At 44.1% G+C, this 25,151-nt stretch carries 21 protein-coding genes; 17 read left to right on the top strand and 4 right to left on the bottom strand.

What is annotated here, in order from left to right:
* The first annotated feature begins 4 nt into the window (after window positions 1-4).
* From recO to acpS, 3 genes are read left to right on the top strand one after another with little or no spacing between them, the layout of a single operon-like run.
* Complete coding sequence (gene recO, locus DBZ36_RS09385; RefSeq protein WP_158589062.1) at window positions 5-706, top strand: DNA repair protein RecO; 702 nt, start codon at window positions 5-7, stop codon at window positions 704-706.
* Complete coding sequence (pdxJ, locus tag DBZ36_RS09390) at window positions 703-1,440, top strand: pyridoxine 5'-phosphate synthase (protein ID WP_120354688.1); 738 nt, start codon at window positions 703-705, stop codon at window positions 1,438-1,440. The genes recO and pdxJ overlap by 4 nt, the downstream gene beginning before the upstream one ends.
* A 1-nt stretch (window position 1,441) precedes the next feature.
* Window positions 1,442-1,816, top strand: a complete 375-nt coding sequence (gene acpS / locus DBZ36_RS09395; RefSeq protein ID WP_120354689.1) for a holo-ACP synthase — start codon at window positions 1,442-1,444, stop codon at window positions 1,814-1,816.
* Here the strand turns inward: acpS and barA are convergent.
* The gene (barA, locus tag DBZ36_RS09400) at window positions 1,813-4,593 is read right to left on the bottom strand and encodes a two-component sensor histidine kinase BarA (protein ID WP_120354690.1); all 2,781 of its coding nucleotides are present in this window, start codon (window positions 4,591-4,593) and stop codon (window positions 1,813-1,815) included. The genes acpS and barA overlap by 4 nt on opposite strands.
* Window positions 4,594-4,849: 256 nt before the next feature.
* Here barA and rlmD point away from each other — a divergent pair, with 256 nt between their 5' ends.
* The 12 genes from rlmD (at window position 4,850) to rpoS (ending at window position 17,593) form a co-directional block, all read left to right on the top strand.
* Window positions 4,850-6,166 (top strand): 23S rRNA (uracil(1939)-C(5))-methyltransferase RlmD, encoded by a 1,317-nt coding sequence (gene rlmD, locus DBZ36_RS09405; RefSeq protein ID WP_120354691.1) that lies wholly within the window; start codon window positions 4,850-4,852, stop codon window positions 6,164-6,166.
* A 25-nt stretch (window positions 6,167-6,191) separates the two neighbouring features.
* Complete coding sequence (gene relA, locus DBZ36_RS09410) at window positions 6,192-8,405, top strand: GTP diphosphokinase (protein WP_120354692.1); 2,214 nt, start codon at window positions 6,192-6,194, stop codon at window positions 8,403-8,405.
* Window positions 8,406-8,427: 22 nt separating this feature from the next.
* Window positions 8,428-9,240, top strand: a complete 813-nt coding sequence (gene mazG / locus DBZ36_RS09415; RefSeq protein ID WP_120354693.1) for a nucleoside triphosphate pyrophosphohydrolase — start codon at window positions 8,428-8,430, stop codon at window positions 9,238-9,240.
* Between the two features lie 139 nt (window positions 9,241-9,379).
* Window positions 9,380-11,032, top strand: coding sequence for a CTP synthase (locus DBZ36_RS09420; RefSeq protein ID WP_120354694.1), 1,653 nt, complete (start codon window positions 9,380-9,382; stop codon window positions 11,030-11,032).
* A gap of 29 nt (window positions 11,033-11,061) precedes the next feature.
* Complete coding sequence (gene eno, locus DBZ36_RS09425; RefSeq protein WP_120354695.1) at window positions 11,062-12,360, top strand: phosphopyruvate hydratase; 1,299 nt, start codon at window positions 11,062-11,064, stop codon at window positions 12,358-12,360.
* Window positions 12,361-12,547: 187 nt separating this feature from the next.
* Window positions 12,548-12,817, top strand: coding sequence for a cell division protein FtsB (ftsB, locus tag DBZ36_RS09430; RefSeq protein ID WP_120354696.1), 270 nt, complete (start codon window positions 12,548-12,550; stop codon window positions 12,815-12,817).
* Between the two features lie 29 nt (window positions 12,818-12,846).
* The gene (gene ispD, locus DBZ36_RS09435) at window positions 12,847-13,542 is read left to right on the top strand and encodes a 2-C-methyl-D-erythritol 4-phosphate cytidylyltransferase (protein ID WP_233558116.1); all 696 of its coding nucleotides are present in this window, start codon (window positions 12,847-12,849) and stop codon (window positions 13,540-13,542) included.
* On the top strand, window positions 13,535-14,017 hold the full coding sequence (gene ispF, locus DBZ36_RS09440; protein WP_120354698.1) for a 2-C-methyl-D-erythritol 2,4-cyclodiphosphate synthase: 483 nt from the start codon (window positions 13,535-13,537) through the stop codon (window positions 14,015-14,017). The genes ispD and ispF overlap by 8 nt, the downstream gene beginning before the upstream one ends.
* Window positions 14,014-15,060, top strand: a complete 1,047-nt coding sequence (gene truD, locus DBZ36_RS09445) for a tRNA pseudouridine(13) synthase TruD (protein WP_120354699.1) — start codon at window positions 14,014-14,016, stop codon at window positions 15,058-15,060. The genes ispF and truD overlap by 4 nt, the downstream gene beginning before the upstream one ends.
* Before the next feature lie 40 nt (window positions 15,061-15,100).
* The gene (locus DBZ36_RS09450) at window positions 15,101-15,736 is read left to right on the top strand and encodes a protein-L-isoaspartate(D-aspartate) O-methyltransferase (RefSeq protein ID WP_120354700.1); all 636 of its coding nucleotides are present in this window, start codon (window positions 15,101-15,103) and stop codon (window positions 15,734-15,736) included.
* A gap of 15 nt (window positions 15,737-15,751) precedes the next feature.
* Window positions 15,752-16,570 carry a peptidoglycan DD-metalloendopeptidase family protein gene (locus tag DBZ36_RS09455; protein ID WP_120354701.1) on the top strand — a complete coding sequence of 273 codons (819 nt, stop codon included), beginning with the start codon at window positions 15,752-15,754 and terminating at the stop codon, window positions 16,568-16,570.
* Window positions 16,571-16,633: 63 nt separating this feature from the next.
* Complete coding sequence (gene rpoS / locus DBZ36_RS09460) at window positions 16,634-17,593, top strand: RNA polymerase sigma factor RpoS (protein WP_120354702.1); 960 nt, start codon at window positions 16,634-16,636, stop codon at window positions 17,591-17,593.
* A gap of 53 nt (window positions 17,594-17,646) precedes the next feature.
* Here the strand turns inward: rpoS and DBZ36_RS09465 are convergent, their stop codons facing one another.
* On the bottom strand, window positions 17,647-18,927 hold the full coding sequence (locus tag DBZ36_RS09465; RefSeq protein WP_120354703.1) for an HlyC/CorC family transporter: 1,281 nt from the start codon (window positions 18,925-18,927) through the stop codon (window positions 17,647-17,649).
* A gap of 101 nt (window positions 18,928-19,028) precedes the next feature.
* Window positions 19,029-19,727 carry a cytochrome C assembly family protein gene (locus DBZ36_RS09470; RefSeq protein ID WP_158589063.1) on the bottom strand — a complete coding sequence of 233 codons (699 nt, stop codon included), beginning with the start codon at window positions 19,725-19,727 and terminating at the stop codon, window positions 19,029-19,031.
* A gap of 249 nt (window positions 19,728-19,976) precedes the next feature.
* Here DBZ36_RS09470 and ffh point away from each other — a divergent pair, with 249 nt between their 5' ends.
* Both ffh and DBZ36_RS09480 read left to right on the top strand, forming a co-directional pair.
* Entirely contained in the window at window positions 19,977-21,383 is a 1,407-nt protein-coding gene (gene ffh / locus DBZ36_RS09475; protein ID WP_120354705.1) for a signal recognition particle protein, read from the top strand.
* 155 nt (window positions 21,384-21,538) lie between these two features.
* Window positions 21,539-23,128, top strand: a complete 1,590-nt coding sequence (locus DBZ36_RS09480) for a putative bifunctional diguanylate cyclase/phosphodiesterase (RefSeq protein WP_120354706.1) — start codon at window positions 21,539-21,541, stop codon at window positions 23,126-23,128.
* A 2-nt stretch (window positions 23,129-23,130) separates the two neighbouring features.
* Here DBZ36_RS09480 and DBZ36_RS09485 read toward each other — a convergent pair whose 3' ends face one another.
* Complete coding sequence (locus DBZ36_RS09485; RefSeq protein WP_120354707.1) at window positions 23,131-25,128, bottom strand: chorismate mutase; 1,998 nt, start codon at window positions 25,126-25,128, stop codon at window positions 23,131-23,133.
* Between the last annotated feature and the right edge of the window lie 23 nt (window positions 25,129-25,151).

Here is a 25,151-nt window from a genome sequence, read left to right on the forward strand (position 1 = left end):
GCTTGTGACTACTGAGAACGCCTATGTGCTGCATAGTCGTCCTTATCGCGAAACTAGCCAGTTGCTTACGGTATTCAGCTCAGAGTACGGCAAGCTGGGCCTAGTGGCTCGAGGTAGTCGTAGCAAAAATTCTAAATTACGTGGAATATTGCAGCCATTTGTTCCACTTCGCTTAGAGTTTCGAGCTGGTGATGGTCTACAAAACCTATATCAAGCTGAAGCACTCGAAATGAGCATCCCGCTATTTAAAGAGCGTCTATACAGCGCGCTATATCTAAATGAACTGCTTTATTATCTATTAGACGAGCGCAGTGAATATCAAGCAGTATTTACTAGTTATCAAAACACCTTATTTGAGCTTGCAGGACAAGGCACTATTGCTCCACAATTGCGTAAATTTGAACTCATTCTGTTTTCGGAATTAGGCTATGCAGTTGCTCCCCCTGCGGAGTGGTTTGTCGAGAAAGACCCGAGGTGGTTTTCATATGATATTGAAACAGGTTTTTATCCGCTGCAATATCCGACCAAAACTCAACAATGTTTTAGTCAGCAGCAGCTATATAGCTTGGCGAACTTTGACGCCGAGCATCCCCAAGAACTTGAACTAGTGAAACGCTTTTGTCGTTTGCTTAGTTCACAATTACTAGCAGGTCGAACGTTGAAAAGTAGAGAGCTTTTCACATCGAGGAAAAAGGAATCAAAATGAGCGACATCTTATTAGGCGTTAATATCGATCATGTAGCAACACTGCGCCAAGCTCGTGGTACGCGCTATCCTGATCCAGTATTTGCTGCTTCGTTAGCGGAGCAGGCAGGGGCTGATGGTATCACCATTCACTTACGAGAAGATCGCCGCCATATCGTAGACCGTGATGTACAAGTAATGTGCGATACGGTGCAAACTCGACTTAATTTGGAAATGGCAGTTACCGACGAAATGGTTGCCATCGCATGTGAGCATAAACCTGCATTTGTTTGTCTCGTGCCTGAAAAACGCGAAGAGCTAACAACTGAAGGAGGACTCGATGTGGTTGGTAAATTCCAAAAAATTAAGGATGCTGTGACCAAGCTCAGCGAGGCAGGGATCTTAGTTTCGTTGTTCATCGATGCAGACCGTGAGCAAATAAATGCAGCCCTAGAAACCGGAGCGCCATATATTGAGCTGCATACCGGTCACTACGCCGATGCTGCAAGCGAGAATGAGCAATCTGCCGAGCTTAAAAAAGTTTCAGCCGGTGCCTCTTACGCATCTGATTTGGGTCTAAAAGTTAATGCCGGGCATGGACTGCATTACCATAATGTAAAAGCAATTGCGGCTATTCCTGAAATCATTGAGCTCAACATTGGTCACTCTATTATTGCTCGCGCTGTATTTGTAGGATTAGAAACTGCAGTGCGCGAAATCAAAACCCTAATGCAAGATGCGCGTTTAGGTCGATAGGATGGCAATTGTTGGATTGGGAACGGATATTGTTGAGATTGAGCGCTTAGCGTCAAACCCTCGTATCGATGGCTTGGCTAAGCGGGTATTAAGTGACTCAGAATATGCGGTCTACTTAACTTCAAAACAAGGCTCTCGTTTTTTGGCTAAGCGCTTTGCTGCTAAAGAAGCTGCATCGAAAGCGCTGGGGACCGGCATTGCTCAGGGAGTTGGCTTTAAAAACTTTACAATTTCGAATGATCGGTTGGGTAAACCCATTTTGGAACTTAGCGGCAATGCCTTAGACATCGCAACTCAGCTCGGCGCCAAAACTTGGCATATAAGTATTAGCGATGAAAAACGCTATGCCCTCGCAACAGTGATATTAGAAACTTAAGTTTTTTTCATCAGTGCAGCCTCTAACTGTGGCTGCGCTGCTAAAATCTTGTCCATTTCATCTTCAAGTTCAAATAATTCCGGCTCCAACTCTTCAATACTGGTGTTTTTATCTAAAGCCGTCTCCAAATCATGACTAAGTGATTTCAGTCGTTTAGCACCGGTGTAGGCGCAACCGCCATTAAGTTTGTGAATATGCTGTTTTAGTTCTTGTGCGCTGATCGTGCCTGACAAAGCGGCGGCGATATGAATTCTCAGTACTTCAAAGTCATTGCTTAAAAGGCGTAGCATTTCCAGTGCCAAATCTGGTTTGTGCTGAGCTCGGTCCATCGCCAATTGATGGCTGTAGCTATCAGATTCCAGTTCGACAAAATCTGTAATGATAGTCTCTGCTTTTATTTGTGGATTACTAAAGTTGCTATGATTAACCCAGCGATTCAGGCATTGCTGTAGTTTTTCATCGTCAATTGGCTTTTCAAGATAATCGTTGAAGCCTTGTTCCAAAAAGCTAGACTGCTCTCCGGTTAAGATATGTGCGGTAACCGCGATCGCTGGAGTGCGCTGATTTAGACCTTGATGGCGTATGTTTTTGATTGCTGTAAGACCGTCCATAACTGGCATTTGAATATCCATTAGAATCAGGTCGTAACTAGTTTCTAGGCAACGTTGGTAAGCTTGCTCTCCATTGCGAGCGAGCTCAACATCAACCACATACTCTGCAAGCATGGCTGCAATTAGTTTTAGATTGGCACTATTATCGTCAACCGCAAGTACGCGAATATCAAGCTGGACAATATCCCGACTACTAATGAGAGGAGCCTGTAGTTCATTAGCTTGCCGCTGCTGGTCCGCAACCAGTGCTGCTGCGAGTTTACGGTGCTCAAGTGGTTTGGGCAGGCAAATGTCAGCGCCAGCATCAAGGGCTTGCTGGTGGACTTGGGGGTCGCAACTATTAATGGCAACAATCAGTAAATCCGTATGCTTGCGAAGCTGTTCTATTTGACTCAATAAGTGTTGCGGCTGGTTTAAGTCGCTAAACCCTAATAGCAGGCGAGGATAGAAAGAACGACTGCTCAGATGGGTACTGGACAAGCTTTCGATTTCCATCTGCCATTGACTACACAAGGTGTCTATGGCTTGGTAGCTTGACGGGTTTGGCTCATAAACCGCAAGTTGCAGCTGTTGCAGTTGCTCTATAGGAAGGGCTTCTCCTAGTTCCAGAGGTGACAATTCAAAGTGGGTGGTAAAGCTGAATATACTCCCTTTACCAACTTCAGAATGTAGCTCTATCCGCCCATCCATTAGTTCAATTAGCTTTTTAGTAATCACCAGACCTAATCCGGTACCACCATACTCACGACTAATGCTGGTATCGGCTTGTTTAAACGCTTGGAATAGCTGGCTTTGCTGTTGTTCTGATATACCAATTCCCGTATCAGAGACTTCGGTATGGATGACAACAGATTTGTCATGCAGACTGCCTAAGGTAAAGCGTATTCGCACTTGCCCATTATTGGTGAATTTAATTGCGTTGCCGATCAAATTGGTCAATATTTGCTGATAATGAAAGGAGTCACCACGTAATGAAAGCGGTACATCCTCATCCATGATCAAAGCAATTTCTAGAAACTTGTCATGTGCGCTAGGCATGAGCAAGGTCAGTACTTCATTAATGCTGTCGCGAAGGTCAAAATCAATTTTTTGCAGCTCAAACTCACCAGCTTCTAGCTTTGAGAAGTCTAGTATGTCGTTGATGATAGAGAGCAGATTATTTGCCGAGCGCTCGATCGTGTTGAGGTAATCCGCTTGACTTGCGGTAACAGGGGTTTTCATGACCTGGCGAGTAAAGCCAATCACACCATTGAGTGGGGTTCGTAGTTCATGACTCATATTAGCCAAAAATTGAGACTTAACTTCTGCCGCTTGCATGGCTTCACGCTTAGCAATGTCTAATTCAATATTTTGAATTTCAATCTGTTCTAAGGTTTCGCGTAAATCACTAGTGGCTTGGTCGATACTTTGGTGCATTTCTTCATGGTACTCAGCCATAGATTCAGCTAAAGCATCAATGCCTTTACTCAATAAGCCTAGTTCACCGGTGTAATTGGCGTTAATCCGAGTATCTAGTTTGCCTTGGCGAATGCTGTTTACAACACGCAAAATATTGTAAATAGGCTCATTGACAAACTTGCTCAGGAAATAGGCAAATAGAAAACTCAATCCAATGCCTAAAATAACAATGCTACTAGATATGACCGTATCTCTAAATTGCAGTAACAATGCTTGTTCTTTGTTATACACCAAGGATACGTAACCTAACAATTTTGGCTTACCTTGATCCATATTTCCGTATGCGGTTTCGCTTTCTGACCAAATGGGGGTGCGAATAAGGATCGACTTTGGATACACTTCGACTTGAGTGTCCTCAGGGAAAGCTTGTTCGTCAGCTATCTGGTGTTGGCCAAAATCACTTTGGTAATTACTTGTGGCGAACAAACGATTGTTACTATCAAATACTGCAACCGACTGGATAAATGGAGACATTCTTCGATGGGTTACATCGATGACGGATTTTACTTTCTCGCGGTTACTTCTAGTCATGCCAAATTCAGTGGCAATAGCCAGAGGCTCAATGACATTAATCGCACGCTCGACAACAAAGTCGTCGAGTTGGCGATTTCGATGAAAGCTGAAATAGCTGGCCAAGGCAATGCCGATAATAATTGTCGGTACAATGGTGAAAAAATAAACACGGGCCTTAAGGCCATACTTTGTCATAGATTTTTCTTTATCCAAGTCTAGACTTAAAGATTAACTCAGCGCGTCGAGATTGTGAATTTTGATCTACTCTGTTTTATCATGCAAATGAACTTAAAGAGCGTACACCGAGTCAAATAGCTTGATATACTGCCTCCCAAGATCGCAGCTCGATGGTTGTGGGTTGCCAAACAAAGGTGGTAGCCGCTTCGACAACTTGTTTGTCTTTACGATTATCTATGCTCCAAATTAGTCCTCTTATGACCGGTAAACTCAGATGGCCCAATTTTTCAAAGTAGCCAAAGCAAAAAAACAAACTCGTGTTTTAAAAGATGTGCGAGTTGAATCGCTTGATCACCATTTATTGGGAGTGGCTAAATCTGAGCGTAATACCTACTTTATCCCGCAAGTGCTGCCGGGCGAAAGTATTGATATTGATCTTGTATCAAAAAAACATGCCAAATTACGTCGCATAAATAGTGCTAGTGAGCTGCGTATTGAGCCATTGTGTCCGCATTATCAAGATTGTGGCGGCTGCGATAGTCAACATCTAACAACAGAAGACCAACTTCGTTTAAAAGCTCAGGCAAGTGAATTGCTAATCAAACGTTTTAGTCGTTATCAAGATTTGCCTCAGTCGAGCCTAATCAGTTCTCAACCTTGGCACTACCGAAGAGTCACGCGATTATCAACTTGGTTCGAGCAGCACTGGGTTTTGGGTTTTCGCCAAGCCAATAGCAAAAAAATATGCGAATTTGAAAGCTGTCTTGTACTGCGTCCTGCGCTTCAAGCAATTATACCGATGCTACGAGAACTAATTCGAGAATGGCCGAAAAGTTTAGGGCTCGGTCATATTGAGTTGATTGAAGGGGATCAAGGAGTAAGCGCAAAAATTCGAACTCGTAAAGCGTTTGATGAGAAGCAAAATCAACGTTTGTTGGTATTCGCTCAACAACATCTAGTTACCTTAAGCATCGAAGATGACGAAAACCAAATAAACCTGCTTGAAGGTCGAAACCAATACAGCTTGCTTTCGGGCAAACAATTACAATTTGAGGCTGGCCATTTTGTGCAAGTCAACGCGCAATGTAATCAAGATTTAGTTCAACATGCGGTATCGGCTTTGCAGTTGAAGCCCAATGATAGAGTGTTAGACCTTTTTTGCGGTTTAGGTAATTTTAGTTTAGATATCGCAAGTCACGTTGAACAAGTACTCGCGGTTGAGGGTAACCAAAAAATGGTGCAGCAATTACAACGCAATGCTCAACTCAATGGTTTAGATAACATCGACGTACAAAGCGCAAACTTACAAGACAAACAAGTTGTTCAGGGATTATTTAAGGGGGGGTATAACAAGTTGTTACTCGATCCTGCCCGAGCTGGCGCGCAGAGCATCGTTGAGATTTTAAGCTTAGCGAAGTTTGCCAAAGTACGGCCCCAAATCGTAGTATATGTATCTTGCGATCCGGCGACTCTAAGCCGTGATGCCGCTTTGCTAAATCAGATAGGCTATCAGTTTGAGTCTTTGTGTTTTGTGGATATGTTTCCACAAACGCAGCATTTAGAAAGTGTGGCTGTATTTAGATTGCTATAAAACTTAGGCAGGAGGGAAAAGGTAAATGGTTTCAGTTCGCGAAACACATATAAACCAACAATTGCAGCAAGATGATCGACAGTGGGTTGAAAGTCTCGGTATCGAAGCTGACGAGCAACAAAAGCTTTTCGAGCTTTGTCAGTATTTACGTAATGTTGATGCACCTGATACGCAGCTATTGAATAACCTTTCAGTCGCCAAAGAAATGGTTGAAATCCTTCAAACCCTCAATATGGATCTTCCAACTCTAAAAGCCGCAATGTTGTTTTCATTTGTGGAACAAGAACTTATATCAGAAACCAGCTTGGAAAAAGATTTTTCAAGCGAAGTGAGAGAACTTCAGCATCAAGCTCAACAAATGGATGCGATGCGAATACTTCAATCCTCAAGTCAGAAGCAATATTCTGCAGACCAAATAGATAAAGTTAGACGAATGCTGCTGGCAATCGTTAGTGATGTGCGATCTATAGTGATCAAGTTAGCCGAACGTATTTGTCACCTACGCTCGGTTAAAGATCTTGAAGAAGAGGTTCGCGTTGTTGTTGCCAAAGAATGCCAGGACATTTACGCACCGTTGGCGAATCGACTTGGCATTGGACAACTTAAGTGGGAATTGGAAGATTTTACCTTTCGTTTTTTACACCCTCAAACCTATAAGCAGATTGCCAAACAACTCGACGAAAAGCGTCTTGATCGACAGCAATACATCGCCGATTTTGTGGCTCAGCTCAAGCAGTCGATGCAAGAATCAAACATTGAGGTTGAAATTGATGGCCGTCCTAAGCATATCTATAGCATTTATCGAAAAATGCAAAAGAAGCATTTGGCCTTCGCTGAGCTCTTTGATGTGCGTGCCATCCGAATCGTAGCCGAGCGACTACAAGATTGTTATGCAGCTTTAGGAATAGTCCATACTAATTGGCATCATATCCCTAGCGAGTTTGATGACTATGTTGCGAATCCCAAGCCAAATGGTTATCAATCCATTCATACTGTGGTTGTAGGGCCTGAAGGGAAAACAATTGAGATTCAGATCCGTACCCGCAAGATGCATGAAGAATCTGAATTAGGAGTTGCTGCGCATTGGAAGTACAAAGAAGGCGCAGTGCAAAGTGGCGGGGAATATGAAGAAAAAATAGCCTGGTTACGTAAATTATTAGCCTGGCAGGATGATCTCTCGGAAAGCGGCAGCATGCTTGATGAATTGCGCTCGCAAGTGTTCGATGACCGGGTTTATGTGTTTACACCAAAAGGTGAAGTGATCGATCTACCTAAGGGTTCAACACCCTTGGACTTCGCCTATTATGTACATAGTTTAGTTGGACACCGCTGTATTGGGGCTAAAGTAGGGGGTCGAATCGTACCATTCACCTATCAGCTGCATACCGGTGAACAAATTGAAATTATTACTCAGAAGGAACCCAATCCTAGCCGCGATTGGCTTAATCCAAGTTTAGGCTATTTGTCGTCTTCAAGGGCTAGGGCTAAGGTTGCCACGTGGTTTAAGAAAATGGATCGCGACAAAAATATTCTGGCAGGAAAGGAACTGCTAGAAAGTGAATTGTCGAAAAAAGGTCTCAAACTCAACGCTGCTCAATCGCAGGTGAGTAAGTATAACCTGCAAAATTTCGATGATTTACTTGCGGCCGTCGGTGCTGGTGATATCAAAGTGAATCAGCTGATCCAGCACATTGCTAATCAAGCCCATCAGCCTAGCGCCGAAGAAGAAGACCGAAAGGCGCTAGAAAGTATCACCCGTAAAAGTGAAGTGGCAGCCAAGAAGAATTCCAAAGGTGGACAAATTATCGTGGAAGGGGTTGGCAACCTTATGACCCACGTTGCTCGCTGTTGTCAGCCCATCCCTGGTGACAGTATTCAAGGCTTTATTACTCAGGGCCGAGGTATTTCGGTTCACAATCAAAATTGCGAGCAATTGGCTGAGCTTAAGTTGCGAGCGCCAGAGCGTTTAATTGAAGCCGTGTGGGGATCACAACAAAGTGGCCGCTACAGTTTAAGTATATTAGTGGTTGCCAACGATCGAAATGGCTTATTACGAGATATAACGACGGTACTTGCTAATGACAAAATAAACGTTGTCGGTATGCGAAGTCAGAATGATGAGCGGCATCAGCTTGCGCGCTTCGAAATTGAAGTAGAACTTAAACACATAAACGATTTAGCCAAAGTACTCTCAAGCTTACATCAGATTAACGATGTGATTGAAGCACGACGCTTATAAACAGACGGAGTTCTAATCAAGTATGAAAGCACCGCAAGCCCCCTATAGCATGCAAAGCTTGCTCGATATCATGCAATCTTTGCGCGACCCGAGCGAAGGTTGTCCTTGGGATCAGCAACAGGACTGGCAAAGCATTGTTCATCATACAATCGAAGAAACCTACGAAGTTGCTGAAGCGATTGAGCTGGCGTTGGAAAGCAAAAATTTTTCGGAAGTGAAGTTGGAGCTTGGAGATTTACTATTTCAAATCGTTTATTACGCTCAGTTTGCAAAAGAGCAGGGTGATTTTGTATTTGATGATGTGATTGCTGGAATTTGCGAAAAGCTGATTCGCCGCCATCCGCATGTATTTGGCGAGCAGCAATTTGAGAACGAAGCGCAAATCCACGAAAATTGGGAAGCTGAAAAACAACGCGAACGCACTGCCAAAGGGATTACCAGCAATAGTGCTTTAGACAATATTCCTACAACTATGCCTGCACAATTATTGGCACAAAAAACCGGCAAAGCAGCTGCAAAAGTTGGCTTTGATTGGGAATCATCTCAAGGCGTTGTTGAAAAACTACAAGAGGAGCTTGATGAGCTTAAGTTAGCATTGGCAGAAAATGATGCAAAAGCATGCCAAGAGGAGCTAGGAGACTTGATGTTAAGCTGTGTCAGTATGGCTCGTCACCTTAAGGTCGACGCTGATCAAACCTTACGTCAAGCCACTTTGAAGTTCGCTAAGCGCTTTCGAAGTGTCGAAGCATTAGCGTTTGAACAACAACAGCAATTGGAGCAACTCGATCCAGAGCAATTGGACGCACTTTGGCGAAAAGTGAAAGAAAGTTACTAAAATTGATTTACAACAACAAAGTGAAAGCGGAGGATTGTTACATTTAGCGATATTGTGAAATAAGTGGTCTTTGCTATACTATGCCCCCGTCCCTAGTATCACTTGATACCCACTTATCACCCAGAATTTCAGGTTCAAAATGACAACAAAATATCTTTTCGTCACCGGTGGCGTAGTTTCTTCTCTTGGTAAAGGGATTGCAGCAGCCTCTTTAGCTGCAATTTTAGAAGCTCGTGGCCTGAAAGTTACGATAATGAAGCTTGACCCATATATTAATGTCGACCCAGGTACGATGAGCCCGACCCAGCATGGTGAAGTGTTTGTCACGGACGATGGTGCTGAAACCGACTTAGACCTTGGGCACTATGAGCGCTTTATTCGCACCCGTATGACCAAACGCAACAACTTTACGACTGGACGTGTTTATTCTGACGTGCTGAGTAAAGAGCGTCGTGGAGATTATTTAGGTGCAACCATTCAGGTTATCCCACATATTACCAACGCGATTAAGGAACGGGTTATCGCGGGTGGTGAAGGTGTTGATGTCGCAATTGTAGAAATTGGCGGCACAGTGGGCGATATTGAGTCTCAACCATTTTTGGAAGCCATTCGCCAGCTCGGCACTGAACTTGGACGCGATCGTACCATGTATATGCACCTAACTTTGGTGCCATACCTTGGAGCGGCGGGTGAAGTTAAAACTAAGCCGACCCAACACTCGGTGAAGGAGCTGCGTTCTATTGGTATCCAACCGGATATTTTGATTTGTCGAAGTGATCGCCCAATTCCGGCTAACGAACGAGCCAAAATTGCCTTATTTACTAATGTTGCAGATCGCGCGGTTATCTCGTTGAAAGATGTCGACAGCATTTATAAAATCCCAGCGTTGCTAAAATCGCAAGGCCTTGACCAATTAGTGACGAGCCGCTTTGGTCTTGAGTGCCCGGTTGCTGATCTTAGCGAATGGGAACAAGTGATTTATGAAGAAGCCAACCCAACGGATGAAATTATCGTCGGTATGGTGGGTAAATATGTTGAGCTGCCAGATGCTTATAAATCGGTAAACGAGGCGCTTAAACATGCGGGCTTAAAAAACCGCTTAAGTGTCAAGATTGAATATGTTGATTCTCAAGATGTAGAAGTAAAGGGCGTGGCTATCCTTGAGCGCTTTGATGCTATCTTGGTTCCTGGCGGATTCGGAGAGCGCGGCGTTGAAGGTAAAATTTCCGCGGCCCAATATGCGCGAGAAAACAAAGTCCCGTATTTAGGTATCTGTTTAGGTCTGCAAGTAGCACTTATTGAGTATGCTCGCAACGTTGCAGGGCTAGAAGGGGCTCACTCTACAGAATTTGATTCTGCATCCCCTTATCCTGTTGTCGGTTTGATTACTGAATGGACCGATGAAGAAGGCAAATTAGAAAAAAGAACTCAAAGTTCAGATTTGGGTGGCACGATGCGTTTAGGCGCTCAACTTTGTCATCTAGAGAAAGGCTCTAAGGTCTATGATATGTATGGCGGTGCTAAAATTCATGAGCGTCATCGTCATCGTTATGAAGTTAATAATAACCTGTTGCCTAAGATTGTCAGTAAAGGTTTAAAAGTGACCGGACTGTCGTCAGACAAGAAGCTGGTCGAAGTAATTGAAAATCCAAATCACCCTTGGTTTGTTGCGGCGCAGTTCCACCCGGAATTCACCTCAACGCCACGTGATGGACACCCTCTCTTTGCAGGCTTTATTAAAGCTGCGGGCGATTTCCATCGCGGTGAACCTGAATTTGATGTAGAAAAATAACCATACTATTTAATTAGAGGAAGCTACAAATGGCTAAAATTGTAAAAGTACTTGGTCGCGAAATCATGGATTCTCGCGGTAACCCAACTGTAGAAGCAGAAGTTCATCTTGCAGATGGTTCTGTAGGTATGGCTGCTGCTCCTTCTGGCGCATCAACTGGTTCGCGCGAAGCACTAGAACTTCGTGACGGCGACAAAGCACGTTACTTAGGTAAAGGCGTACTTAAAGCTGTTGCAGCTGTAAATGGCCCAATTGCTGAAGCCCTCAATGGTAAAGACGCATTGGCTCAAGCTGAACTTGACCAAATCATGATTGATTTAGACGGCACAGAAAACAAAGCAAAATTTGGCGCTAACGCTATCCTTGCTGTTTCTCTAGCTGCTGCTAAAGCTGCTGCAATTTCTAAGAAAGTACCACTATATGCTCACATTGCTGACCTAAACGGTACTTCTGGTGTTTACTCTATGCCTCTTCCAATGATGAACATCATCAACGGTGGTGAGCATGCTGACAACTCTGTAGACATTCAAGAATTTATGATTCAGCCTGTAGGCGCTCCAAACTTCCGCGAAGGTCTTCGTATGGGTGCTGAAGTATTCCATAGCCTAGCTAAAGTTCTTAAAGCAGACGGTCACTCAACAGCTGTTGGTGATGAAGGTGGTTTTGCTCCTAACCTTGCTTCGAACGAAGCTGCACTTGCGGCAATTAAAGTTGCAGTAGCAAATGCTGGTTACGAGCTGGGTAAAGACATCACACTAGCGATGGATTGTGCTGCGTCTGAGTTTTATGACAAAGAAGCAAACATCTATGACCTTAAAGGTGAAGGCAAGAAATTCACTTCTGAAGAGTTCAACTACTTCCTTAAAGATTTAACTGAACAGTACCCAATCGTTTCTATCGAAGACGGCCTTGATGAGTCTGATTGGGATGGTTTCGCACATCAAACTAAACTTTTGGGTGATAAAATCCAATTGGTTGGTGACGATTTGTTCGTAACTAACACCAAGATCCTTAAGCGTGGTATCGATAACGGCATTGCAAACTCTATCCTTATTAAATTCAACCAAATCGGTTCTCTAACTGAAACTTTGGCTGCAATTAAAATGGCTAAAGATGCTGGTTTCACAGCTGTTATCTCTCACCGTTCAGGCGAAACTGAAGACGCAACAATTGCTGACCTAGCTGTTGGTACGGCTGCTGGCCAAATCAAAACTGGTTCATTGAGCCGTTCTGATCGTGTTGCTAAGTACAACCAATTGCTTCGCATCGAAGAAGCGCTAGGTTCAAAAGCACCATACAACGGTCTTAAAGAAGTTAAAGGTCAATAATTCTTTCGAATTAGAAACTAAGCTTCGAAACGCTCCATAACTATGGGGCGTTTTTTTTTGCTCGCAATCCCATAGCGCATCGAAATTTGTACAACTAAGCGCTTGAATGAGCCAAAATCTAGCATTCTGACGTGCTTTATGGGAATATCTGCACACGATTTATCAAGCTGAGTCTACTTTTGTGCGCATGATTACAGCCATCCTATTGGTGGTGCTAGCCGGCCTTCAATATCACCTTTGGTTTGGTAAAAATTCCATACATGATTACTCGTCTATGCTCCAAGAAGTTGAGCATCTGCAAGAGAGTAATGCGCAGCTTGGGCAGCGAAATACAGTCATTCAAGCGGACATTAACGATTTACGAACGGGCTTAGATGCTATTGAAGAGCATGCTCGCAATGAACTTGGCATGATACGTGAAGGTGAGACCTTCTATCGAATCGTCTCGCAACCCTAATTAACCCTCTGCTTAGTAAAGAGATAACCTTGATCAGTTTTACTGCTGTTATACCTGCTGCCGGGATTGGCCAGCGCATGCAATCTAAGCAAGCCAAACAATATATGCAACTGCAAGGTAAGTCGGTTTTAGAGCATACCTTGGCTGTTTTCGACACCCATCCATTGGTTAGCGAAATCATCGTTGTGGTAAGCCCAAACGATGTCGAATTCGAAAAGATGGCAGTGCAATTGTCTACCCCCTTGAAAACAGTGTTGGGCGGAGATGAACGCTATGATAGCGTTTTAGCAGGGCTCAAATCCTTACCTAGCCATCGATGGGTTCTGATCCATGATGCAGCACGACCTTGTCTTCGCACTAGCGATATCACGCGACTGATCGACAGTTTAGAGCACTTTAAGCATGGCGCTATATTAGCCAGTAAAGTCCGCGATACCATGAAACGTGGTGATTTTGAGGCTCGAATTGAAACCACGGTTGAGCGCAATCAGTTATGGCATGCACAAACACCACAGCTGTTTAAAAGTGAGCTCTTAACAGAAGCGATAGAGTCTGCGCTAGCTGCTGGTATTGGCCTCACTGATGAAGCTCAGGCGATGGAGTTTGCAGGCTATGCCGTTGGTTTAGTCGAAGGACATGATGACAACCTGAAAATTACCCGGCCCAACGATTTAGCCTTGGCGCAATTTTATTTAGACAATCAGCTAGGAAACAAACATGCTTAGAATTGGACACGGCTATGATGTACACCGTTTCGGTGGCGATGGACCCATTGTTTTAGGTGGTGTTCCAATTGCTTATGAACAAGGCTTTGTCGCTCACTCCGATGGTGATGTACTCATTCACGCACTTTGCGATGCAATTTTAGGGGCATTGGCGCTCGGGGATATCGGTAAGTTTTATCCTGACAATGACCCTCAGTATGCTGGTATTGATAGCCGAAAACTACTACGTGATGTGATGCAAAAAGCCAAAGAAAGAGGCTATAGCATCGCTAACGCGGACCTTACTATTATCGCTCAAGCACCAAAAATGGCGCCTCATATTAGCGCTATGCGCGAATGTCTAAGCTCAGATTTGAACTGCGACATATCTTCGCTTAATGTGAAAGCAACAACGACAGAGAAACTTGGTTTTACCGGAGAGAAACTCGGCATTGCCTGCCATGCGGTGATACTTTTGCTAGAGACAAATCAATGAATATCAATTGGGCATACCGATTAGGCGTTCCTCAACAAGTACTTGGATTTAAGCTAGTCCCTGAAGATTTTAAAGTATTTGAAGAGTTACCTTTTGAATTCTCCGGTGACGGTGAGCACATGTTAGTGAAGGTGCAAAAAACTGGATTAAACACCACTGCAGTGGCTCGGATCCTAGCGCAAAGCTTGGAATGTTCGATTAAAGTCGTGAGCTATGCCGGACTCAAAGACAGAAATGCAGTGACTGAACAATGGTTTAGTATTCAACTTCCTGGCATTGATAATCCTAAGCTTGGTCCAAAAGTGCAAGAAGGGCTTCAGATTCTAGATATTGCCCGTCACAACAAGAAATTGAAACGGGGCGCTTTAAGCGGCAATCGCTTTGAAATTAGGTTACGCGACGTCAGCGACCGACATGAATTGGAACAACGACTACAAGCGATTAAGGATCATGGTGTTCCTAACTACTTCGGTGAGCAACGTTTTGGGCATCGAGCTCAAAATTTGGACCGTGCCTTGGAAATGTTTGGTGGGAAAAAGGTAAGAGACCGCGAAAAAAGATCAATTTACTTGTCAGCGGCGCGTAGTTTCCTGTTTAATCAGTGTGTCAGTAAACGCATCGAAAATGAAACCTGGGACCAAGGGCTTAACGGCGATTGCCTGCAATTTGTGGGTAAAAGTGCATTTTTCTGTAATCCGATTAATGACACTAACAGTCAAAAGCGTATCGATAACGGTGAAGTTGATATTAGCGGGCCTTTATTTGGTAAAGGCGAACTACCGACCCAAGCTCAGGCACAATTATCGGAGTCTGAAGTCGCAGATAGTTACCCTGAGTTTGTCAAAGGATTGTCCGCTGCAGGATTAAGAATGGAACGTAGGGCGAACCGATTACGCCCTGAACAATTACAGTGGAAGTTTGAAGCCGGCGACTTATGGCTAAATTTCAGCCTTCCAAAAGGTTGTTACGCCACCAGTGTATTACGAGAATTGTGTATATTAGATGAACAGGAGCGGCGGAGCACAGATGTACCCAGCGCATAACCCCATAGCTTTTAGCGTTGCTCGACAAGGAGATTAGAGAATGCAATTGGCCCCAACACTTAATAGTCAGGCTTTGGTTGCTAATCTTCGCTCTCAAGGCATTAGCTCGTCTGAGGTACTCAATGCGATAGCACATACGCCTCGGCAATTCTTCATTGACGAAGCGCTTGCCCACCAAGCATGGGACAATACCGCCTTGCCTATTGGCCAAGGTCAGACACTCTCTCAGCCTTATATTGTGGCGCGGATGAGTGAACTGTTGATGCAAGTTTCGCCGAAAAGAGTTTTGGAAATTGGTACCGGTTCTGGATATCAGACGGCGGTATTAGCCCAGCTAGTTGAGCAGGTTTATAGTGTAGAGCGCATCAAGACTTTGCAGTTTCAAGCGAAGCGACGTTTGCAAAAGCTAGATCTACACAATGTGAAAACCAAATACGGTGATGGCTGGAAAGGTTGGCCAGCACACGCTAATTTTGATGCCATCATTGTCACCGCTGCAGCAGCCCAATTGCCGATGGATCTTGTAGCGCAACTTGAAGTCGGTGGTCGTTTAATCATTCCAGTGGGCGAGCATTCACAAAACCTGCTGCAAGTAGATAAAACCCAAGGTGGATTTGAGCAGCGTATTGTCGAGGCAGTAAGGTTTGTACCATTGGTCAATGGAGAGTTAGCCTAATTCGCTACGGTATTTATGTTGTTTAGTCGCACCCTTTGCTTACTAACCCTCGGCTTTATGCTTGCCGGGTGTAGTAACGATCGTGCTGCACCCGTTAAAGACGCAGGAAAGTACACCAGTAAGACTCGTGGCAGCATCTCCAGCAATTTGTATACGGTTGCTAAGGGTGACACTCTTTATTCTATTTCATGGCGAGCAGGGCTTGATCCCAAGACCTTGGCTCAACGGAATAACATCGCACCGCCCTATACAATTTTTGTTGGACAAAAATTACGATTAGGCGCAACTAAGCCTGCAACGAATAGCAATTCATCTACTAAAGCTACAGCTAAAGCGAGTAGTGCCAAAACCCAGAGTAAACCAGTTGCTCAAAAAAAAACCAACAAATCACTTGAATCAAATAATTCAAAAGCATACGCTAATAAATCCCAAGCAGTTAACAAATCAACAACAAGTGCTGCGGTAAAAACGTGGCGATGGCCAACCAGTGGCAGAGTTATAAAGGGTTTTTCAGCTGCTGAAAGTGGGAACAAGGGCATCGATATCGAAGGCAATAGAGGCCAAAAGATATTGGCGTCCGCCCCAGGCAAAGTTGTCTACGCGGGCAGTGCTTTGCGCGGTTACGGACAACTCGTTATAGTTAAACATAATGACGATTTTCTGAGCGCATACGCACACAACAGTTTAATTCGTGTAAAAGAAAAGGATAGTGTAAAAGCAGGTCAGCACATTGCTGATATGGGTGACACGGGCACCAGCAGTACCCGCCTACATTTTGAGATAAGGTATAAAGGAAAGTCGGTAGATCCGATGAAGTATCTACCGAAACGTTGATCGACGTCGCAGCTAGTATTAAAAAATTAGCGGCGCGAATCCACTTTTTAGGGAGGTCTTACCATGGCTCAGGTCCAACATGCCGTAGAACTGAATACCGACGCACTTGAAGAAACAACCCGCGTTGAAGTCAAAGTACCTAAGAATTCCAGAACCAATTCCGTAGCAAATGCGCCAACTGGGCGAAATCTCGATGCTACTCAGCTCTACCTTGGTGAAATTGGCTATACGCCGCTTCTCACCGCCCCAGAAGAAGTACTCTATGCCCGCCGGGCATTGCTTGGCGATGAAGTTGCGCGACAACGCATGATCGAAAGTAACTTACGCTTAGTCGTTAAAATTGCCCGCCGTTATAACAATCGTGGCTTGGCCTTATTGGACTTAATCGAAGAGGGTAATCTTGGCTTAATTCGAGCTGTCGAAAAATTTGACCCTGAGCGAGGCTTTCGTTTTTCTACTTATGCTACGTGGTGGATTCGTCAAACCATTGAACGGGCAATCATGAACCAAACACGCACCATCCGTTTGCCTATTCATGTAGTTAAAGAGCTCAATATCTATTTGCGCACTGCGCGAGAATTAGCCCAAGTACTCGATCATGAGCCCACTGCCGAAGAAATCGCTGAGCGACTCGATAAGCCCGCCGAAGACGTCGCCAAAATGTTACGGCTTAATGAGCGCATTGGCTCAATTGATATGCCCATTGGTGGTGACAAAGAGAAGATTTTACTCGATATATTGCGCGATGATAGTGAGCTAGACCCTGAAGATTCAACCCAAGACGATGATATGAAGAACAGTATTATCCATTGGCTTGAAGAGCTTAATCCCAAGCAGCGAGAAGTATTAGCGCGTCGTTTCGGATTATTGGGTTATGAAGCGTCAACCCTAGAAGATGTAGGCCGTGAAATAGGCTTAACTCGTGAACGGGTACGTCAAATTCAAGTCGAAGCACTGCGAAGATTAAAAGATGTTTTGTCACAACAAGGTTTGTCGATAGAGGCTATTTTTACTCAATCTTAATCAAGCCCAGTTAGCAGAAAGCCGAAGCATTCGCTTCGGCTTTTTTATTACGTTTAATCCGATTTGGGTTTTTGGTATAGGTTAGGGATAACCCGTACTTGGCGTACAGTGTTGTTTTCTATCTCAAGAATTTCCATAGGATATCCTGCCAAACGCAAACTAATATTCGCATCTGGGATGTCTTCAAGATACTCAACAATCAAGCCATTAATTGTTTTAGGGCCATTGGTGGGCAGATGCCAGCCCATTTCTTTATTGATATCGCGAATATTGGCATTACCATTGAGTAAATAGCTGCCGTCAATTTGAGGATGAATTTCATCACTCGGTTGCGGGGTAATTGTGGTGGTAAAATCGCCAACAATTTCTTCAAGTATATCTTCTAAGGTGACCAAGCCTTGAATGTCGCCATATTCGTCTACGATCAAGCCAATACGACGCTTATTGCGTTGAAACTTGAGCAGTTGAACATTAAGCGGCGTACCTTCAGGGATAAAGTAGATGTCTTTGGTTGCGCGAAGCAGGTTATTTTTATCAAACTGGTCTCGAGCCATCAGGCGAAGCGCGTCACGGGCGTGAACAAAACCAACCGAATCATCGATGCTGTCCCGAAAAAGTAATTGTTTAGTATGAGGACTTTGAATCAACTGTCGCGAAATTTGTTCCCAATCATCGTTGATATCGATTGCTGCAATTTCGTTACGCGGCACCATGATGTCGTCAACCGTAACTTTTTCTAAATCCAATATACTAACCAGCATGTCTTGGTGACGCTGTGGGATCATCGCTCCCGCTTCATTGACCACCGTGCGTAACTCATCTGAGCTTAATGCACTGTCTGATCCGGCTTCAGGGTTGTAACCGAATACTTTAAGTATGTTATTGGAAATCCCATTAACGAGCCAAATGAAGGGGTACAAAACCACCATCAAGGGCCGCAGAATGATGGACGCGGGAAATGCTATCCGTTCAGGATAAACTGCTGCCATCGTTTTAGGTGTGACTTCAGCAAAAATTAAGATAACAAAAGTTAATACGAAGGTCGCAATCGCGATTCCAACATCACCATAAAGGCGTAAGCCAATGACGGTAGCGATAGCGGAAGCCAAAATATTTACTAGGTTGTTGCCGATCAAAATCAGCCCTATTAGACGGTCAGGACGCTGAAGTAGGCGATCAACCCGTTTGGCAGAGCGGTTTTTTTCATTAACGAGATTACGTAGGCGGTAGCGATTGAGACTCATCATGCCAGTTTCTGAACTTGAGAAAAAAGCCGAACAGCAGATAAGTAGCGCGAGTATTAAAAACAATATACTCGTCGATATGTCGTCCAAGAGGGTTTTCCTATGTATTTATAGAAAGATCAAACTAGCGTGTTATGCGTTCAGAATCAAACAAATTCAATCAAACTTCATTGATTTCTAATCAAGTTCGACTAATTTATCAATACTTCGCGCACAAATCGTGACCCAAAGTACGCTAGGGTCAGCAAAACAAAGCCACTAATCGTGCCCACAATGAGTCGTGTCCCGCGCCAGTTTAGTTGGTATCGTCCCCACAACAACACTGCATAAACCAGCCACGCAAGACTAGTTAGTATCGCTTTGTGAGAGTGGCCACTATTCCAGAAGCTATCCAAAAATACCCAACCACTGATTAATGCCAAACTCAACAAAACAAAACCGATGCGTATCAATTTTAGCAGTGAAGCTTCAATACTCATTAGTGGTGGTAAGGCTGGATGGATAGCGGCGACACTGTGGTGTTTTAAGTTCCAGTTCAGGTAGGCGAACATGATTGCAAACAAGCAAGCCAAAGCAAACACCGTAAAGGCTAATAACGATAAACCGATATGTAAGGCAATTTGAGGACGAAGCTCGAAATGAACAATGTATTGGTCAGGGAAAAAAAATGCTAAAGCGATAGTTAGAATTGCGCAGGCATAGACCAAAGGCAACATAAACAGCACTTTACTTCGACCAACAAATCCACTTAAAGCGACGCCAATCAATAAACTAGCTAAGGCAGAAACATTAGTCAGGCTTAAGTCTTGGCCATACTGGGAGAAGAGTTGCTTGTATATCCATATGCCATGCGCCAGCATAGCAACGCCCGCAAGGCTCAAAAGCAGCATTTTTTTACCCTGCCTGCGAGAACCTAGCTCCTGAAAACAAAGGTAAATTGCAAGTGCGTATAATATCGCGCTGAAAAGCGAAAGCCATTCCATGAAATAAGTCGTTGCTGACGAAAAATTATGATGCAGTATAACCAGAAGCCGCCGTAGGTGATAGTGATCAAAAACAGAGATTTGTTGCTATGCGCTGTTGGGGGGTATAATGCGGGTAATTACTCGGTGTTGCCGAACTGACTTATAGGAATATCCATGTTTGAGAATCTCTCGGATCGTCTCTCCCATACGCTAAAGAACATTAGCGGGCGCGGTCGTCTAACTGAAGACAATATCAAAGATACAATGCGCGAAGTACGTATGGCGCTACTTGAAGCCGATGTGGCCCTGCCAGTTGTACGAGAGTTTGTAAAAAAAGTAAAAGAGCGAGGCTTAGGACAAGACGTTAATAAGAGTCTAAGTCCAGGTCAGGCCTTTGTTAAAATCGTTCAAAGCGAGCTGGTTTCGGCTATGGGCGAAGCTAATGAAGAGCTCGATCTTGCTAGCCAGCCTCCAGCTGTAGTGATGATGGCTGGTTTACAAGGTGCTGGTAAAACGACTAGTGTCGCTAAATTGGCTCGGTTTCTAAAAGAACGTCATAAGAAAAAAGTGATGGTTGTCAGCGCCGATGTATATCGTCCAGCGGCAATTAAGCAGCTTGAAACCTTAGCCACTGAGGTTGGAGTCGACTTCTTTCCAAGTAGTGTTGATCAACAACCAATAGCCATTGTTGAAGCGGCAGTAGAGCAAGCCCGTACCCAATTTGCGGATGTACTATTAGTCGACACCGCGGGTCGCCTGCATGTTGACAGCGATATGATGGACGAGATCAAAGCCCTTCATCAAGCCGTAAACCCAATTGAAACTCTGTTTGTTGTTGATGCGATGACCGGTCAAGACGCAGCAAATACCGCTCAAGCCTTCAACGAAGCACTTCCCTTAACCGGCGTGATATTGACCAAAGCCGATGGTGATGCTCGAGGTGGTGCTGCACTGTCTATTCGCCATATTACCGGTAAACCTATCAAATTCATGGGGGTTGGGGAAAAAACCGACGCTTTAGAACCTTTCCATCCTGACCGTATTGCTTCGCGTATCTTAGGCATGGGCGATGTGCTTTCGCTGATAGAAGAAGTTGAACGCAAGGTTGATAAGAAACAAGCTCAAAAATTGGCAACTAAAGTCCAAAAAGGCCAAGGCTTTGACTTGGAAGACTTTAGAGAACAGTTGGTACAAATGCGCAATATGGGCGGCATGATGGGTATGATGGATAAACTACCTGGAATGGGGCAAATTCCTGACGCAATGAAAGACCAAGTTGGCGACAAAATGACCATACAAATGGAAGCTATGATTAGCTCCATGACAAAAGGTGAACGAGCTCGACCAGAGATCATCAAAGGATCTCGTAAGCGTAGAATTGCGGCAGGTTCAGGTACGCAGATCCAGGACGTAAACCGTTTGCTTAAACAATTTACCCAAATGCAAAAAATGATGAAAAAAATGAAAGGCAAAGGTGGCATGCGTAAAATGATGGGTAAAATGCAAGGTATGATGCCTGGTGGGATGGGAGGTGGTGGAATGCCTCCAATGGGCGGTGGACGCGGCCCAGGTCGATTTTAAAGTCAGGTGTCATCGTTTGATTCAGAGTCGTTACTGTATTTGTAGCGGCTCTAATAAGAGGGTGTTCGACATAGTAGTTGAGACGCTTTGTTGCGCAAGTGATCGGCTAAATTACATTTCTTTTGGGTGATGGATTTGTATAAAGGACCCCATTAATGGCAGAGATGCTCGCCTTAAATTTAGTTGTCGTCGGCCTTGCTTTCATTTTATGGGCTATAAAACCGAGCTTAAGAATCTGTGCTATAGACTTGAATCCAGGTTGGAAGTTCCTAAGCGCGCTCATCATCGGCTTTGTCTTTGCGTACATAGCCTTCGCTATTTACCTGCTAAGAATAAATCAAGTTCAGTTCATCGATACTGTCCTGGCTTTACTACTCTTTTTTGGTGGTCTATTCGTTGTTATCGTGGTCAACTTTAGTTTGAATAGCATCGTTAAAATTGACAAAATTGCTGAACAAGAACACTTCAACGCCAAGCATGACAGCCTCACTGGCCTCCCAAACCGTAGTTGTTTTTTACACCATTTGTCTGAAAAAATTGATGCCAAACATCCGTTTGCCCTGTTGCTGCTTGATTTAAACAATTTCAAACAAATAAATGATGTGATTGGCCATTACTATGGCGACCAATTATTAGTTGAACTCGCCAAACGCATCCGCGCTATCTTACCAACAGAGGTACTATTCTCCCGAATCGGCGGAGATGAATTTACCCTTATCGTTAATTCAACTCGACACCAAGACTTAGAAAGCATTTGTTCAGATATTCACATGGCTTTAAAACAACCAATTGAGATTCAAGGTTTGTCACTTACAACCAGTATGAGTATTGGTGTTAGTTTGTGTCCTGAACATGCGCAAGAGAGTACATTGCTGCTTCGTCAAGCTGATATCGCGATGTATGAGTCAAAGCGGAAAGCGAGTTTACTAGCGGTGTTTGATAGTGGTCTAAATAAAGACGCTAGTGCTAAACTCCAAATCGCTAGCCGCTTGGAGAGTGCGTTAAACAACGATGAATTTGAGATGCATTATCAAGCAATCGTTCACTCCGAGAATCATGAGCTGCACGGGATGGAGGCACTTATTCGCTGGCCTCAAAGTGATGGTAGCTTTATCGCGCCAGATTTATTTATTCCCATCGCAGAACAAAGCTCGGTGATCAACGATATTAGTAAGTGGGTTTTAAAGCAGTGTCGCCAAGACCGGCAACGCTTGATTAATGCAGGTATGGACGTTCGTATACATATCAATCTGTCTGCTAGAGACCTGCAAAACCAAAACGTAGTTAAGCATATGCAACAAGAATTTGGCCAAGCATCTTCAGAAGCAGAAAAATTTGTTTTTGAAGTTACAGAAAGCGCCATGATGAGTAATTTGGAGCTGGTTAAAACGAATATGATGGCGACATCAAAACTTGGTTTCGAATTCAGCGTAGATGATTTTGGTACTGGTTATTCTTCTTTGTCATTGCTGCGTGAACTTCCAATTCATCAAATTAAGATCGATCGTTCATTTATTATGGATATGCAAAATGGAAACACCGAACATTCCATTGTTCGTTCGACCATCTATCTAGCCCATGCTCTCGATTGTAGCGTTGTAGCAGAAGGCGTAGAAACCAATGTGGCCAGTTTGGAGCTGCAGAACTTGGGCTGTGATTTTCAACAAGGCTACTACTTCTCGCAAGCTTTGCCGATAGATAAAGCCATAACGGCGTCTTTGATAAACGCCATTAGTCAACAGTAAGGCTATTTGTATAAGCCAGATAATAACTGTGAAAAAGCATCGAAATCGAGGCTTTTGCTAGGCTGTATTTTGGCTTCAGTCGGTCTTGGATGGCTCAGTAACAAAACACCATCCGCACCAATCGCTTTGGCTGCTTTACATAGCGCAGGAAGTTGGGTTAAGTCATCAATTGCTTCGATTGGATTAATAATCACGGGCAAATGAGTGCGTTCTTTAAGCAGGGCTACTGCACCTAAGTCTAAGGTTGCTTTCCCTTGTCCTTCAAAGGTACGAATTCCGGACTCACACAATATAACTTGTTGATTACCCTGTGCCAAAATATAGTCCGCTGCGTATAGCCATTCCTCAATTGATGCCATTTGTGAACGTTCAAGAATGACAGGACGGGTACTTAGCCCCAGTTCTTTTAGCAGATTGAAGTTTTGCATCTGCTCCCCGCGCACATGTAAAATGTCAACTTGCGAGCCCAAGTTCTGAACCTGCTCCAAAAACTGAACTTCAGTGGCGGTAGGTAGGTGGTATTTTTGTCCAAAATGTTTGAGCAGGCTTAGCCCCTCGTTCCCCATACCTTGGAAACCATAAGGACTATGCGAGTTGTGGAAACAAGAACTGTGCAAAATAGCCGCGCCGCTTTCTTTAATATGGCGGGCGCAGGCTTCCAACTGTTCTTTGGACTCCACCGCCGCTGGTCCAGCAATACTCACGAAATGGCCTTTGCCAAATTCAACTTGCCCGACTCGAACTACGCTATTCTCTGGTTTGTGTTGTCGAGACGATAAACTATAGCTTTCACTAGGTTCGTGAATGAGACTGTGCTCGTTTTCTTGAACTTGAACTAAAGCATCAAAGGGGACTTGAGTAGGGTCTACATTTTCACTTGGGTAGCACCCTAATACTTTTATGTAACGGGTCAGGCGAGATAAAGCGGCGAGAGCACTTTGCATTGGAGCCGAGTTAACGTTAGCTGAGACGTCGACATAAAACATCTCCTCCCACGGATTGCCTTGTACAGGACGGGATTCCAATTTACTCATGTTGATATTATGTTCACGCAACACCTGCAATGCTTCTACCAAAGACCCGGCTTTTTGGGCTGTCGATAAAATAAAGGTAGTACGCGCGGGCACCTGCTCGGCAACTTCAACCGGTTTACGACCGACAATAATAAAGCGAGTTTGATTTTGTTGTTGATTGGCAATGCCGTTGGCAAGTGAATCGAGCTGATACATTTCACCACCAGTTTGACTACCGAGAGCCCCAACACCAGCATCTTTAGAGTTTCTAACTTTTTGCATCGCAGTGGACGAGCTATCAACGAACTCTACTTTAATACCGGATAGCGTGCGTAAATAACGACTACATTGTTGATAGGGTTGTGGGTGAGCATATAAGGTATGCAGCTCGCTAAGTTGGGTTCCTGCTTTAACCAGTACCGCATGATCAATATTTATCGTGATTTCACCAACGATAGAAAGGGTGGTCTGTTGCAGAACATCGTAAACCTCATTAATGCTACCTGAGCTCGTATTTTCAATGGGTAACAATGCGTATTCAGCTAGGCCTGCTTCAACTGTATCTACCGTTTCCTGAAAACCACTACACCCAATTTCTACAATTTGTTTTTGATAACGAGAAAAATAGCGGTGAGTCGCGATATTACTGTAGCTACCTTTAGTACCTAAGAAGGCAACTTTGAGCGAAACTTCAGGGTCTTGAGGGTTACTCAGCCCTTGCAAATAGGCTTGTTGGGATAAAACTGAGTCTTCAATAATGGTGTGGTATAACTGCGTCACATAGTGCGCATCTAAACCCAACTCTCGCCCTTGCGCAATCAGCCTTAGTAGTAACTCTTGCTCACGTTGTTGGTCGCGCACTGCTTTGGGGTTTTTTAACTTACTGCGCGCTACTTCAATACTTAGTAATCGCCTTTTGCTCAGTATTTCGAGCATGCTTTGATCCAGATCCGTGATGTTCTCGCGTATGTCCTGAAGAGATGGCATTTAGCGTTCCTAGTATTTCCATA

The sequence above is a fragment of the Alginatibacterium sediminis genome, from assembly GCF_003610775.1.
In the GTDB taxonomy this organism is placed as follows: domain Bacteria; phylum Pseudomonadota; class Gammaproteobacteria; order Enterobacterales; family Celerinatantimonadaceae; genus Alginatibacterium; species Alginatibacterium sediminis.